This window comes from Lysinibacillus sp. FSL K6-0102 (assembly GCF_038003545.1).
In the GTDB taxonomy this organism is placed as follows: Bacteria; Bacillota; Bacilli; order Bacillales_A; family Planococcaceae; genus Lysinibacillus; species Lysinibacillus capsici.
The window spans coordinates 4,132,648-4,145,943 of record NZ_JBBOPH010000001.1; the positions used below are offsets into that span (position 1 = coordinate 4,132,648).

Below are 13,296 nucleotides of genomic sequence, written 5' to 3' on the forward strand. Positions count from 1 at the left end.
GTCTGCTGCTAATAGCTCTTTTATTACGGTGTAGTCTTTGTTTCTGAACCATCCTCTGTAACTAATGGTTGAATTAAAACTTCTACACGACGATTCTTTGCGCGTCCTTCGGCTGTGTCATTTGGTGCAATTGCACGATACTCACCGTTTCCTTTTGCACTAAAGCGCGTAGGATCTAACTGGTCATTACTTTCAATAAGAAGATTTAAAAAATTCGTTGCACGCAAAACAGATAGTTCAAAGTTTGATGAGAAATTCGGACCTGCTGGTACATTATCTGTATGACCTGTGATGACAATATTTCGAGCTGGATCAGATACCAGCATAGTTGATAGCTCTTTGGCAATAGGGACATACTCAGGTTTAACTTTTGCCTGCCCTGGGTCAAATAAAATACTATCGCGGATTGTCACTAGTAATCCCTCATCCGTCATTTCTGTGGCAAACTGATCTTCCATTTCATTGACTGCAATAAAATTATCCACACTATCTTTTATTTCAGCTAACTCCTGTTGATCCTTTAAATAGGCAGAGTTTTGCTGTGGCGTTTGGTCGCTATCCGCATTCGGAGTAGGGACTGGTGCAGGTTGCTCTAGAAAACTAGTTCCACCATCAAAGACTTGACTAAAAACTGCCGACATTCTTTCTAGCTTTTCTTGATCGACTGAACTTGAGGCAAACAAAATAATGAACACGGCTAGCAGCAAAGTTAAAATATCTGCGTATGGCACTAACCAAGATTCATCAATATGTTCATCATGCTTTTTCTTCTTAGCTTTCTTTGCCAAGGCCACCCGCCCCGCTTTCACCAGAAATTTGACGACGTTCTTCCATCGTTAAGTATGATGATAGTTTCTGTTCAATTACACGTGGAGCCTCCCCTTCTAATACTGAAAGGATACCCTCAATCATCATTCTCTTTTGTTTTACCTCTAAAGCAGATTTACGTTTTAGCTTGTTCGCAAATGGATGCCATAAAACATACCCTGTAAAGATACCGAGTAATGTAGCCATGAAGGCAGCTGAGATAGCATGTCCTAGCTTTTCGATATCATTCATATCAGCCAATGCGGCGATTAACCCTACTACTGCACCAAGAACCCCTAAAGTAGGTGCATATGTACCTGCTTGTGTAAAAATAGCTGCTCCACTAGTATGTCGCTCTTCCATCGCTTCTACTTCTTCTGTTAAGACATCACGTATGTAATCAGCATTTTGACCATCAATTGCTAATGTAAGGCCATTTTTCAAAAATGGATCTTCAATCTCTGAGGCCTTACTTTCAAGTGCTAATAGCCCTTCGCGACGAGCTAAGTCAGCCCATTGTGAAAACATTTTAATAATCTCTATATCATTTGCTAATTTTGTTTCTTTAAAAAGAATCTTAAATAGCTTCGGCACACGCTTTAACTCCTGCATAGGAAAGGCAATTGTTACTGCGGAAATAGTACCAAAAATGATAATTAGGATAGCTGCTGGGTTATAAAATGCAGATAAACTTACACCCTTCATTACCATCCCTGTTAATAGTGCTACTAAAGCAAGTATTAACCCTATAATCGACGACTTATCCATTCTAGAACCTCCAAATCTACTATCTAATGTTATTTCGTCTTTTTTTCCATATTTTAAATATATATATTCCTAGTATAAATGTATTTCATATATTTTTCGATGTAATTAATGCTTTTTATTCACATTTCGACCATTTTTGATTATATTGAATTAAGAATATTACACTTAACTGTCTTAAATTGAAAGGGGATATGATTTTGTTATTATCGTTTGACACAAAATTACTAAAATATGCCGAGTTAGCGGTGAAAGTAGGAGTAAATATCCAAAAAGATCAGTATCTTTATATAAGCTGTTCGACTGATAACCTAAAACTCGCACAAATAATTACTAAAATTGCCTATAAAAATGGTGCAAAACAAGTTTTTGTCGATATATCCGATGATGAACTTGTACGTGCTCGCTATGAAGGGGCACCAAAAGACTCATTTGATTTCTTCCCACCTTGGAAAGTGCAGGAACGTGAATGGTTAGCTGAACATGGTGCTGCTTTCTTAAGCATTAGCTCACAAAATCCAGATTTATTAAAAGGTATTGAGCGTGATAGAATCATGGCATTCCAAAAAGCATCTGGCCAAGCACTTGCCAACTATTATCAATGGTTACAAGCAGATAAGTTTAGCTGGTCTGTCATTGCTGCTCCATCTAAAGCTTGGGCAGCAAAGGTCTTTCCTCACCTTCCAGAAGAACAGCAAATGGATGCATTATGGGAAGCTATCTTTGCAGCCACACGTATAGACGTTGAAAATCCTGTTGAAGCTTGGCATACACATGATCAGGAATTACATAGCAAAGCTGATTATTTAAATGCAAAGCAATTTAAGTCACTACACTATACTGCACCAGGCACAGATCTAACAATTGAGCTGCCTCCACACCATGTGTGGACAGGGGGTAGTAGTATAAGTACACAAGGCCAAACATTTATGGCCAATATGCCTACTGAAGAGATTTTTACAGCACCGTTAAAAACAGGTGTTAATGGTTATGTATCAAGCACTAAGCCTTTAAGCTATGGCGGCAATATTATAGATAATTTCACACTAACATTTAAAGATGGTCGAATCATTGACGTCAAGGCACAGCAAGGCCAAGAAATTTTAGCTTCTCTTATTGAAACAGATGAAGGTGCTCATTACCTTGGTGAAATAGCATTAGTACCACATCAATCACCTATTTCACAATCCGACCTATTATTTTACAATACATTGTTTGATGAAAATGCATCCAATCATTTTGCCATTGGTAGTGCATATGCTTTTTGCATTGAGGGCGGCAAAGAAATGACTTCTGAGGAACTAAGCGCGCATGGTCTCAATCAAAGCTTGACACATGTAGACTTTATGATTGGCTCTACCAAAATGAATATAGATGGAATAACACATGATGATCAAATAGACCCAATATTCCGTGATGGAAATTGGGCATTCTAAATAATCCATTCCTACTAATAGTATTCTAGGCTAAGTATGTTAAGGTTGTCATAAATTATCCTTAGATTTTCCTAGTAACCTATTGTATAATTGTTTTAGGGAATTTTAGTAGATCATTTAAGTAGAGAGGAGCTCTAATAATGTTCATTACAACTGTTCTTGGCTTTTCAGCAGTTTTATTAATTTCAACGGGATTCTTCATCCACTACCTACAAGTTGGTTTAGATAGCAAGTCTTCAGTAACTGTAGATCCAAAGCCAAACGAAAAATTTTAATGTGTAAAAAACAGCTACTATTTATAGGTAGCTGTTTTTTTATAGCTTACATGTTATTTCATCTACTAAATCGTATGAAACTGCTCCTTTATTGTAAAAATTATCTGAATAAAGTCTTTATTGTTTGCATATTGAAAATTTTGCTCTACAATATTTTTTGTAAGGAAGGGAGCAATATTCATGACAATGTTACAAGATATTCTAGAATTTAACAAAGAGTTTGTACAAGAAAAAAAATATGAGCCATTCATCACTACGAAATATCCTGATAAACGTATTGTTGTTTTATCTTGTATGGATACTCGTCTTGTAGAGCTTTTACCAAAAGCGATGAATTTGCGTAATGGCGATGTAAAAATAGTGAAAAGTGCTGGTGCGTTAGTGAGCCATCCTTTCGGTGCAGTTATGCGTAGTTTATTAGTTGCTGTCTACGGCCTACAAGCTGATGAAGTGTATGTTGTTGGACATTATGACTGTGGTATGAGTGCGGTTGATCCTGACGCCATGCTTAGCGAAATGGTACAACGAGGCATCGATCCAGAAACAATCAAAATGTTGGAATATTCTGGTTTTGATTTGAAAGAATTTTTACGAGGTTTCGGTGATGTAGCAACAAGTGTTAAGAAAAGTGTCGATACAATTCGTAATCATCCATTAATGGTAAAAGACGTACCTGTTCATGGTTTAATAATTGATCCAAATACAGGTCATCTAGATTTAATTGAAGATGGAAATAAACAATAAAATTATTTCTTCATACATTAATAAAAGAGCAAGTGCCTATCCTCTCTATGTGGAAGATAGGCACTTATTTTTCTATTCATCCTCTAAACGTGCATACATATAGTGATCTACCCAATGACCATTGATATACAGTAGCTTTCTTAGCAGACCCTCCTGCTGAAATCCAGCCTTCTCTAATACACGCATGGAGGCATTATTTTGTGTCGATACGTAGGCCTCTACACGATGTAGACCAATTTGTTCAAATGCAAATCGGACCACCATATTCACAGCTTCTGTGACAATGCCCTTTCCAACATAAATCTCATCCATCGCATAGCCAACAAATGCACTCGAGTACGGTAAGCGTTTGACAGCATAAAGTGCAATATGCCCTATTAGATTATTTGTACTATGCTCAAAAATACCAAAAGTAAATTCACGCTTAGACTCCATTAAATAGAGACTTTCTTGAATTTTTTTGTATTGAGCATCGACTGTATAGTATTCAGGTCTTTGCAGTGGCTCGTATATAGACCAAAAGTATTTATTACGGCTTACGAGACCCGTTAAACTTCGTGCATCTTTTTCTTGGAATGTGCGGATGTAGCATTTTTCCCCCTTTATTGTTACCACATTCCCACCCTTTTTTCTTAATAGATTCCAAATTTTAAGCACCATTTCTCCACACTAGCCTTCCAATAAAAATCAATACGTTTCTCTTTGTTTCATTGGCTACAAGCCATAATTGCAAACCCTATTTAATTTCATTGTATGTAAAAAAACAGGCTGCTACAACCAAAACAGCTTATGTCTTATTGTCATAGCAGCACAATTCAATTATTTAGTTTTTTGTTCTTTCTTTTTCTCGTTTACTATTTCTAAGCTGGAGGAATCAGCATCCTCTAGTTGAGTATTGTCTAACACATTTGTTAAATGAAGACCACGTCTTTGAGCCTCTCGTTCAATGTGTGCAATAGTTTCCTGTAGCACCTGAACACGTGCATACTTTTTGTCATCTCCAGCGACTAAGACCCATGGTGCATCTTTTTTATCTGTCTTTTCAAACATCGCATTTGCTGCTTCAATATACTGAGGTGTTTTATCTCGATTGCGCCAATCCTCGGCTGTTAACTTCCAAGATTTATAAGGGTTTTGTTCACGTTCTTTGAAGCGTTTTAATTGCTCCTCATCTGAAACATGAAGCCAGAACTTAATAATTATGTAATCTCCAGCAGTTAAAATCTTCTCGAAATTATTAATTTCTTCATAAGCACGAGACCATTCATCCTTTGTTGCGAATCCTTCGATGCGTTCTACTAGTACGCGGCCATACCACGAGCGATCAAAAATAGCGATTTGCCCATGTTGAGGCAATTTTCTCCAAAATCGTTGTAAATAATTGTAGCGTAATTCATGAGCTTGAGGAGCAGAAATAGGATGTACAACATAACCGCGGGGATCGACACGTTCGATTAATCGTTTAATAGCGCCACCTTTACCAGCTGCATCCATTCCTTCAAATACCAAGATCAAGCCAATCTTGTTTTTTAATAAAAATTGTTGTGCGTTCAACATTTCATATTGGAGTACTTTTAATTTCTTTTTATACATCTTTTTGTCTAGTTCAACAGTTAGATCTAGATTTTTCAAATTTTGTGTCATGAAACTTCACTCCTTTTATTTGGCTATTCTTATTGTACTAAAGAAATATATGGATGCCTATCAGACATGGTAAATTGTAGGTATTAATGGTAAAACAACACGATACATTGTTGGAAATTTCCGTTATAATAAAAAAAGTGACAGTACTATACTTATTTGTCTTTTCCCTATACAATCTAACACGAAGGGAGAGGAAAACATGCCTCGGTTTATCTTGATGACAATCTCTTATCTTGTCTCAATCATCCTAACCTTTTCATCCTTTTTCGTGAACATCAACGGTCAATCTTCGCTAGAAATCGCTAATCGTTTTTCTGTTGTATTTGCACCAGTTAGTGTAAGTCATGTAATTTGGATTATCATTTATTTTTTACTCGGTTATTGGTTAGTTATGAACATGAAAAAGACAACTTTGAAACAGTCTGCGCTTTTTAGTTGCATAAATATATTACAAGCATTGACGATATATGTCTGGCACCATGAGTTATTTATTGTTTCTCTTGGCATTACATTACTCTTAGTCTTGTATTTGTTTATGTTGTATAATACGTACCCTCTTCAGGACAAATCCTTGTTTGGTCGTATTCCTTTCTCTATTTATTTAGCATGGATGACATTTATTTTTATCACAAATACAAGCTTTACGTTAACGGCTTATGGTTGGAACGGCTTTGGTCTTAGTACGCCTCTTTGGGCAGTGATTTTACTTACTTTAGGAGGAGCCATTGCGCTACATATCCGTTTCCATCACTTTGATGTTATGTATCCAAGTGTTTTTATTTGGGCTTATATTGGAATCGCCATACATAATGGTTTTGATGAGCTACTTGTTACTACAGCCGCTTTATTTTTATGCGGTGTTCTCTTTGTTGGCATTTTATTTATTAAAAAAAATCCTGCCTACCAAAAATAAATTGGTTAGCAGGATTTTTTCATTACATCCTATTCTTCGTCTAATGACGTTAAGATAATTGGTTTATCTTTTGTTACAATGACTGAATGTTCGATTTGAGCTACAAGTGATTTATCAGGCGTCACGAATGTCCAGCCATCACCTGCTTCTACGATATGCTCTGCCTTTGCTGAGATAAATGGCTCAACCGCAAGGACCATACCTTCTTTCATAATAGTAGAATCCCATGCATCGTAATAATTTAAAATATGGTTTGGTTCATCATGTAAAGATTGACCTAAGCCATGACCTGTTAAATTCATAATAACAGTTAACCCATTAGCATTTGCCTCGCGTTCAACAGCTTTACCAATTTGATTTAATTTAGATCCAGCCTTTACCTTTGTCATTGCTCGATCAAAGGCACTTTTAGCAACACGGCAAAGCTTTTCTTTGTCCTCATAGCCATCACCCACAACAAATGAAATACCTGTGTCAGCAAAATAGCCATTTAAAGAGCCTGAAACATCAATATTTACGATATCTCCCTCTTGAATAACACGCTTTCCTGGAATACCATGTGCTACTTCTTCATTGACGCTAATACATGTATACCCTGGAAAATCATATTCTCCCTTTGGTCCTGAAATAGCGCCAGCCTCTGCAAACATGCGACCAGCAATTTCATCAAGCTCAAGTGTTGTAACACCTGGTTTTGTGGCAGCTTTCATTGCTTCGCGAATTTCAGCACAAATGCGTCCTATTTTTTTAAAAGCTTCAATCTCTTCTTGCGTTTTTACAATCATGTATAACGTCCCTTTCATCTAATATCTATTCTTTAATATAACATAACTTTTTATGCGTATAACGATAAACGCTTTAAATATTGTATGCTTTCCTACTTTGCAAAGTGCTAAAAGAGTTATTCACGACAAAAAAGTCCCTCCACTCATGTGAAGGGACTAGCGTTAAAATTTTCTTTGCATTAATTGGGGAGCGGCTGTGAATAAAAGAACACCAACGACAGCCGTTAAAATGGTTGCTGGTAGCATATATGTACCATTGTAGATGATGGAATAGATCCATGCATTCTGGTCACCCGCATATTCGGCAAAAAATACAGCACCAGCAATTGTATGTGCTGTGTATCGTAAGAAGCCCGCGAAAACGGTACCTATGATTATATAAAGTGCCATTTTTGTTTTGTTCATATGTTTAGCAGCGTCTAACACTGGTCCACGTACAACCGCCGCTAATCCTACAACAGTAAAAGCAACACCATAATCTAGTAATCCTTGTAGCCAGTGCACGATATAAGAACCAAACATTGTTTGCATAACACCCACAAGTAGTCCCGTAGTAAGACCAGCTACTAAGCCCCAGCGAAATGCTATTAACATAATTGGTACCATAACAAGACTAACTGAGCCGCCTTGTGCCCATACTTTAAAGGAAACCTGATCCAGTACGAGACCTATCGCTGCAAAAATCGCAATCTCCACTAGCATTAATAGTCTTTTTTTGTCCATACATATTCTCTCCTTTGTTCCGATGTAGGATACAAGAGCAGGAATAGAAAAGCGCTGATATGTCTCTTTCTGACACCTTTTTTCCTTTACGGACGAAAAAACGATGTCAGGACAGAGCCTCACATCGTACAAGTGTCGGTTTCTATCCACATCCCTACGCAAGCGTTAACTTACAGGTTCGAAGAGTCAAGGCATTACGTGCCCAGTCTCAGCTGACATCATCAGCTCCCCTTGTGGTCGTTACATCTGAATTTATTTGAACACTCTCATTGTACGCAAAGGATTGAAGGATTACAACCTTCCATACATCATTTTTTTGAAACTTTGCTGTTTTTCATGCGTAAATATTTAAAAAGGAGGTACAACTATGGAGAATCAAAAAATTTTAGCTGCCTTTAGTTATCTTAGTATTTTCTTCGCCCCTTTTATCGTTCCATTAATTGTATATTTCGTGACTAAAGATAGTGATGTAAAAAAACATTCGATTCGTGCACTTGTCTCTCATTTAGTTCCTTTTGTTTTTGGCATCCTGTTCTTTATTGTCTTTGTTTTTTCCACATTTAGTTTAGATCCAACCTCCAGTAATAATACAGTGATGATTATTTGGTTTGTTTCATTCGCCATCTATGCTCTCGTCTCACTAGGTATTGTGATTTGGAATATAATTCAGGCTGTTCGTGTTATCCGTTAATGTTTTATTTTTAAGTGAAACAGGTAGTAGTAATTGTAAAAGGAGCTGTTTTGGGATGAAAGTATCAAACGTTGTAAAAACTGCCGTTAAGTTAGCACCTATTGTTATTCCTATCGTAAAAAAAGTAATGGCTGCAAAAAAGGGCACAACGCCTACAACCACAACTCGAAAAAAATAAAACGGAGGCGTATTCCTTTTAGAGGAAATACGCCTTCGTTTTATTTCACTTCAAAATGGGTTTGACTATGGCCATTTAATGTTTTTTCCACATGTAAAACTGCTGGCATCGCAGATTTCAATTCAGGCACATGCGAAATAACGCCAATCATACGACCAGAATCCTGCAAATCAATTAATGTATCGATTGCTTTATTTAGTGATTCCTCATCGAGCGAGCCAAAGCCCTCATCAATAAACATCGTTTCAATATGAATATTACCTTGGTAGCTTTGAATCACATCTGCCATCCCCAATGCAAGGCTCAACGAAGCATTAAACTTTTCGCCACCTGATAAAGTTTTGACATCTCGTAATTGATCTGTATAAGCATCATAAACATCAAGACCAAGGCCACTTTGCTTCGCATGCTTTTCTAATCTATCTGAACGTCTAAGCTCAAATTGACCGTTTGATAAATGATACAGACGTATATTGGCAGCTTCTGTAATTTGATCTAAGTAGTTAATTTGTATATAACGCTCAAAGGATAGCTTTTTCGAATTTTGTCCATTTAATAATCCATAGAGCTCCTTTACTCGTCCTGCTTCTTGTTCAAGTAAATGAAGCTCTTTCGCTATTTCTTCCACCCTTTCACTAAAGCCTTGGCATGCTTGTATAAAGCCATTCATCTGTTGCAAACGTTTAAATGCTTCCTCATAGGAAATTCGCTGCTGTTCTACTCTTGCTTCCATCGCCTCTAAATCTTGCTTCTCTTTTCCTTGAAGGTATGTAGCCCCTTCGGTAATCTGAATTTGCAACGTGTGTACTTGTAAAGCATAGTCGCTACATGCTTTTCGAAGTGCATCCAATTGTATGGCACTCCGTTTAGCAGTTGCATAAGCCTCATAGCTTTCGAAACCTATTTCTTGCATATCTGCTGAAAATTGCTGAAGCTTTTCATTCATTTTAAGCTGTAATTCCTCAAAGGACTGTTTGGCAATTTCTACAGTTAGTGTTGCATTGCTAGCTGCTTCCTTTGCTGCATGCAAATTTTCTTGACTCACTTGCCAACTTTTTTGAAGCTCTTCTTTCTGTTTACTAACTTCATTTAGTTGTTGCTTTAATTGCTGTAAAGTTGGTAAATTAGGGGGCATCTGCTTAAGTTGTTCGTCTACAACCGCTTGTAATTTTGTCCATTCTTTTATCTGCTCTGCTAAATATTGCTCTAGCTTCATATGCTTATTTCGTAGCTGCTCTATTCGGTCATGCTGATGCTTTATTTTTAATCGCACATCAGCTAATTGATGTTGAATAATTTTTAATGCAGCAAGCTCTTGTTCCACTTCATGTAGAGTAGCGGTGATCTGTGGTTGGTCTTCTTGTTTAATATGCTGAGCCTCGAGTTGTCGCCATGTATCTTGAAGAAGTTGCTGCGCTGATGCTAAAAATGCCTCTTTCTCTAAATACTTACGCTCGTCTGATGATGCCTTCGCTCTTAATGCTTCCACTTGAGCAAGCTCAATAACTTCCAGTTGCTCATTGTGTGCTTTCTGATGTGTCATACTACCACAAACAGGACAGGGTTCTCCTTCCTTCAGTTGTTCTGCTAAAATACTAGCTTGACTCGTCAGCCATCGTTGCTGCAAAAGTTGAAGTGCCTCTTTACTTTCTTGATAGAGACTTTCTGAAGCAACTACATCCTGCTTAGCTAAATCTACGGCATGTTTATATTTATCCGCTTGCTTGATTAAAGCAACCTGTTCCCGTAGTTTCGGTAATTGTTCTAAATAGCTTTCATAGGGTTCAACCTGTTTTTCATAGCCTTCTAATGATTGAGAAAAATGCTGTAATTGCTCTTGTTCATTTTCCAAAAGTTTGACGTTATCATTTACTGCTCGTTTTGCATTTTCAGCATATTGCTCCGCTATTTGCAGCTGCTGTATATTGTTTTCATAGGCTTCAAATTTCGGTAAAAGCGCTATCATCTGCATTTCCTGCTGTAAGATTTGCTGTCGTTCAGATTCTTTAGCCTGCTCTATCTCATATTTTTCTTGCGCTTCTTGCAACTTTTCTTGTGACTGCTGTTGCTTAACCTTTGCTTGTTGAAATGCTATCTCTTTAACATTCAGTTCAGCACGTAAATCCTTGCATTGTTGTTCGAGCAGCACCAGTCGCTCTGCTTGTTCTGCTAAAGCAATCTCCTTCTCCTTTGCTTGGTATAAATCCTGCTGTTGTAAAAGCATTTGTAGCCGTTGCTGTCGATTAGCTTGTTCATCAAATTGCTCATTTAGCGTTTTTGCTAAGCGATAATATTCCTGCTCTTTTTGATGAAGGCTATACGCTTCTTCATAGTATGACTGTTCATCTTCTCCACATTTCTTATAGTAGCTAAGCTCCTCATCAAGTGCCTCTGTCAGTTGATGTAAATTTTCCGTATTATCAGCAATCACTGTGAATAAAGTGGAAGAACGTTGTGGTAAGGCGCCCACAATTTGACCAAGTAAATGTTCTTTTAATTGTTTGGCACGCTCAAGATCACTTTCTGCTTCTTTACGCTTGGCATCAAGCTTTTTTGCCATGACACCGAAACGATCTGTTTTAAAGATTTTCCGTAAAATTACTTCTTTATTTGTTGAATCAGAGGTTAATAGTTTTCTAAATTCACCTTGAGGTAGCATGACAATTTGGCTAAATTGATCTTTTGTGAGACCTATGATTTCCTGCACTTTCTTATCGACTTCAAGCGTTTGCTGTTTCTCTACAATGCTATAATCTAGCTTTCCGTCTTTTACTTCTGCTAGCTCTATTTTCTTTCCAGTAACCGTTTTATTTTTTTCTTTAATATGACCTGGCTGTCGTACTATTTGATAGACTTTTCCATGCATTTCAAAGACGAGTTCTACAGCTGTATAAACTTCATCATGTGCAAAGCCGCTTCTTAGTAAAGCTGTATCCTGCCGGTCCTCCCCACTACCTGATCCGTAAAGAGCATAGCAAATAGCATCGAAAATGGTTGTTTTACCAGCACCAGTTTTTCCAGAAATGGCAAACAATCGATGCTCCCCTAGCTCTTGAAAATCAATTACTTCCGTGTCTTTATATGGACCAAACGCTGTAATTGTTAACTTTAAAGGCTTCATTTTACAGTCTCTCGCTCCTCATCTAATAACTCCTGTAACATCTCTGTGAATAGGCGTTCCGTATCTTCATCAGGCTGAATGCCAATAATATTGGTGAAGAATGAACGGAATAAATCAATATCTTCTAGTTTTTCAGCTTCTACTACTTGTAGTTCACGTGGCATATCTTGTCTTAGTACCTTCCGCTCCACATGCATAGCGTGCGGAAATACACTACGAATACGTTCCATCGGTGAAGTCACAGATATTTTATCCGTCAATCTAACAAATACATAATCCTCACTTGGTGTGAGCGTTAATAACTCCTCTAATTGACCTTCTACTACTCGTAGATCTCTTCTTGGCACAAGCTTTCTTTTACTTACTATGGTGTTACCTTGCTCATCTAATTCGATGATTAAAAATCCTTTCTCATGTAAATGCTCAGATAACGAGTACTTTAAGATAGAACCTGCATAGCGTATGGTTTCGTTTAAAACAAAATGTGCCTTATGTAAGTGCCCAAGCGCCGTATAGTGAAAAGGTTTGAATAAAGCTGCATTCACACAATCTGAGCCTCCAATGGAAAGGGGTCGCTCGGAATCACTAGTATTTGCTTCCTCCTCACCATACTTCGTCACAAAGGCATGTCCAACAAAAACATGACGCTTACTTGTGTCCATGTCTTCTGTAATATGCTCAATAATTTTTTGCATGGCTTCTTGATGAGAACGGATTGATTCATCTTCAAAGATGTTGCGAATAGCAGCTGGCTCTGCATAGGGCACTAGGTGAAAATGTACTTCACCATGTTGATCATTCAAAACAATAGGTGCATGATTTTTTGTAAATTGGCCCTTAATATATAAACCACTATCACTCATTAAACGGCTACCAAAATTTAAACGACCTGCACTATCATGATTTCCTGCCACTGCTAGAACAGGAATCTTCTTCTCTAATACTATTTTCGCTAATACATCATTTAGTAAATTAACTGCCTCAATAGGAGGCATCGAACGATCGTATAAATCACCTGCGATGATAATTACATCTGGTTTTTCCTCATCAATCGCTTGTATAAATTGTTGAAGAATATAATGTTGATCTTCTGTCATATAGACACCTTGAACAAGCTTTCCTAAATGCCAATCTGCTGTATGAAATATTTTCATTCTAGTACCTCCTAGTCTTCTCTATATTTTAGCATGACTATTCCCAATCTAGTGAACACT

14 protein-coding genes and 1 riboswitch are annotated in these 13,296 nt (G+C 37.4%); of the genes, 6 read left to right on the forward strand and 8 right to left on the reverse strand.

Features of this window, described 5'->3' with window-relative positions; genetic code table 11:
- Nucleotides 1-23: 23 nt before the first annotated feature.
- Both motB and motA read right to left on the reverse strand, forming a co-directional pair.
- The gene (motB, locus tag NYE73_RS21065; protein ID WP_048394798.1) at nt 24-788 is read right to left on the reverse strand and encodes a flagellar motor protein MotB; all 765 of its coding nucleotides are present in this window, start codon (nt 786-788) and stop codon (nt 24-26) included.
- Nucleotides 772-1,575: a flagellar motor stator protein MotA gene (gene motA, locus NYE73_RS21070; RefSeq protein WP_004225583.1), complete on the reverse strand. Its 804-nt coding sequence runs from the start codon at nt 1,573-1,575 to the stop codon at nt 772-774. Before motA ends, motB begins: the two co-directional genes overlap by 17 nt.
- A gap of 191 nt (nt 1,576-1,766) precedes the next feature.
- Here motA and NYE73_RS21075 point away from each other — a divergent pair, with 191 nt between their 5' ends.
- From NYE73_RS21075 to NYE73_RS21085, 3 genes are all read left to right on the forward strand, one after another.
- A complete protein-coding gene (locus tag NYE73_RS21075; RefSeq protein ID WP_259951026.1) occupies nt 1,767-3,008 on the forward strand; it encodes an aminopeptidase in 1,242 nt (413 codons plus the stop codon).
- A 140-nt stretch (nt 3,009-3,148) separates the two neighbouring features.
- A complete protein-coding gene (locus NYE73_RS21080; protein WP_004225590.1) occupies nt 3,149-3,283 on the forward strand; it encodes a hypothetical protein in 135 nt (44 codons plus the stop codon).
- A 180-nt stretch (nt 3,284-3,463) separates the two neighbouring features.
- Complete coding sequence (locus tag NYE73_RS21085; RefSeq protein ID WP_004225593.1) at nt 3,464-4,027, forward strand: beta-class carbonic anhydrase; 564 nt, start codon at nt 3,464-3,466, stop codon at nt 4,025-4,027.
- A gap of 72 nt (nt 4,028-4,099) precedes the next feature.
- Here NYE73_RS21085 and NYE73_RS21090 read toward each other — a convergent pair whose 3' ends face one another.
- The gene (locus NYE73_RS21090; RefSeq protein WP_054549012.1) at nt 4,100-4,687 is read right to left on the reverse strand and encodes a GNAT family N-acetyltransferase; all 588 of its coding nucleotides are present in this window, start codon (nt 4,685-4,687) and stop codon (nt 4,100-4,102) included.
- 159 nt (nt 4,688-4,846) lie between these two features.
- Nucleotides 4,847-5,671, reverse strand: a complete 825-nt coding sequence (locus NYE73_RS21095; RefSeq protein WP_048394803.1) for a polyphosphate kinase 2 family protein — start codon at nt 5,669-5,671, stop codon at nt 4,847-4,849.
- A 199-nt stretch (nt 5,672-5,870) separates the two neighbouring features.
- On the opposite strand from NYE73_RS21095, the gene NYE73_RS21100 reads away from it, so the two are divergent.
- Complete coding sequence (locus NYE73_RS21100; RefSeq protein WP_048394805.1) at nt 5,871-6,584, forward strand: hypothetical protein; 714 nt, start codon at nt 5,871-5,873, stop codon at nt 6,582-6,584.
- Nucleotides 6,585-6,613: 29 nt separating this feature from the next.
- Here the strand turns inward: NYE73_RS21100 and map are convergent, their stop codons facing one another.
- Entirely contained in the window at nt 6,614-7,369 is a 756-nt protein-coding gene (gene map, locus NYE73_RS21105; protein ID WP_054549011.1) for a type I methionyl aminopeptidase, read from the reverse strand.
- Nucleotides 7,370-7,531: 162 nt separating this feature from the next.
- A complete protein-coding gene (gene thiT, locus NYE73_RS21110; protein ID WP_259951024.1) occupies nt 7,532-8,092 on the reverse strand; it encodes an energy-coupled thiamine transporter ThiT in 561 nt (186 codons plus the stop codon).
- Between the two features lie 134 nt (nt 8,093-8,226).
- Nucleotides 8,227-8,334, reverse strand: a riboswitch (TPP riboswitch).
- 125 nt (nt 8,335-8,459) lie between these two features.
- On the opposite strand from thiT, the gene NYE73_RS21115 reads away from it, so the two are divergent.
- Complete coding sequence (locus NYE73_RS21115; RefSeq protein WP_054549009.1) at nt 8,460-8,783, forward strand: DUF4870 domain-containing protein; 324 nt, start codon at nt 8,460-8,462, stop codon at nt 8,781-8,783.
- A 55-nt stretch (nt 8,784-8,838) separates the two neighbouring features.
- A complete protein-coding gene (locus NYE73_RS21120) occupies nt 8,839-8,961 on the forward strand; it encodes a hypothetical protein (protein ID WP_004225603.1) in 123 nt (40 codons plus the stop codon).
- 40 nt (nt 8,962-9,001) lie between these two features.
- Here the strand turns inward: NYE73_RS21120 and NYE73_RS21125 are convergent, their stop codons facing one another.
- Both NYE73_RS21125 and NYE73_RS21130 read right to left on the reverse strand, forming a co-directional pair.
- Nucleotides 9,002-12,082 (reverse strand): AAA family ATPase, encoded by a 3,081-nt coding sequence (locus NYE73_RS21125; protein ID WP_259951023.1) that lies wholly within the window; start codon nt 12,080-12,082, stop codon nt 9,002-9,004.
- Nucleotides 12,079-13,236, reverse strand: a complete 1,158-nt coding sequence (locus NYE73_RS21130) for an exonuclease SbcCD subunit D (RefSeq protein ID WP_054549007.1) — start codon at nt 13,234-13,236, stop codon at nt 12,079-12,081. Before NYE73_RS21130 ends, NYE73_RS21125 begins: the two co-directional genes overlap by 4 nt.
- Nucleotides 13,237-13,296: the final 60 nt, after the last annotated feature.

Coding starts and splice junctions, on each gene's coding strand:
- motA (WP_004225583.1), bottom strand. CDS start 1,575: ATGGATAAGTCGTCGATTATAGGGTTAATACTTGCTTTAGTAGCACTA.
- NYE73_RS21075 (WP_259951026.1), top strand. CDS start 1,767: ATGATTTTGTTATTATCGTTTGACACAAAATTACTAAAATATGCCGAG.
- NYE73_RS21080 (WP_004225590.1), top strand. CDS start 3,149: ATGTTCATTACAACTGTTCTTGGCTTTTCAGCAGTTTTATTAATTTCA.
- NYE73_RS21085 (WP_004225593.1), top strand. CDS start 3,464: ATGACAATGTTACAAGATATTCTAGAATTTAACAAAGAGTTTGTACAA.
- NYE73_RS21090 (WP_054549012.1), bottom strand. CDS start 4,687: ATGGTGCTTAAAATTTGGAATCTATTAAGAAAAAAGGGTGGGAATGTG.
- NYE73_RS21095 (WP_048394803.1), bottom strand. CDS start 5,671: ATGACACAAAATTTGAAAAATCTAGATCTAACTGTTGAACTAGACAAA.
- NYE73_RS21100 (WP_048394805.1), top strand. CDS start 5,871: ATGCCTCGGTTTATCTTGATGACAATCTCTTATCTTGTCTCAATCATC.
- map (WP_054549011.1), bottom strand. CDS start 7,369: ATGATTGTAAAAACGCAAGAAGAGATTGAAGCTTTTAAAAAAATAGGA.
- thiT (WP_259951024.1), bottom strand. CDS start 8,092: ATGGACAAAAAAAGACTATTAATGCTAGTGGAGATTGCGATTTTTGCA.
- NYE73_RS21115 (WP_054549009.1), top strand. CDS start 8,460: ATGGAGAATCAAAAAATTTTAGCTGCCTTTAGTTATCTTAGTATTTTC.
- NYE73_RS21120 (WP_004225603.1), top strand. CDS start 8,839: ATGAAAGTATCAAACGTTGTAAAAACTGCCGTTAAGTTAGCACCTATT.
- NYE73_RS21125 (WP_259951023.1), bottom strand. CDS start 12,082: ATGAAGCCTTTAAAGTTAACAATTACAGCGTTTGGTCCATATAAAGAC.
- NYE73_RS21130 (WP_054549007.1), bottom strand. CDS start 13,236: ATGAAAATATTTCATACAGCAGATTGGCATTTAGGAAAGCTTGTTCAA.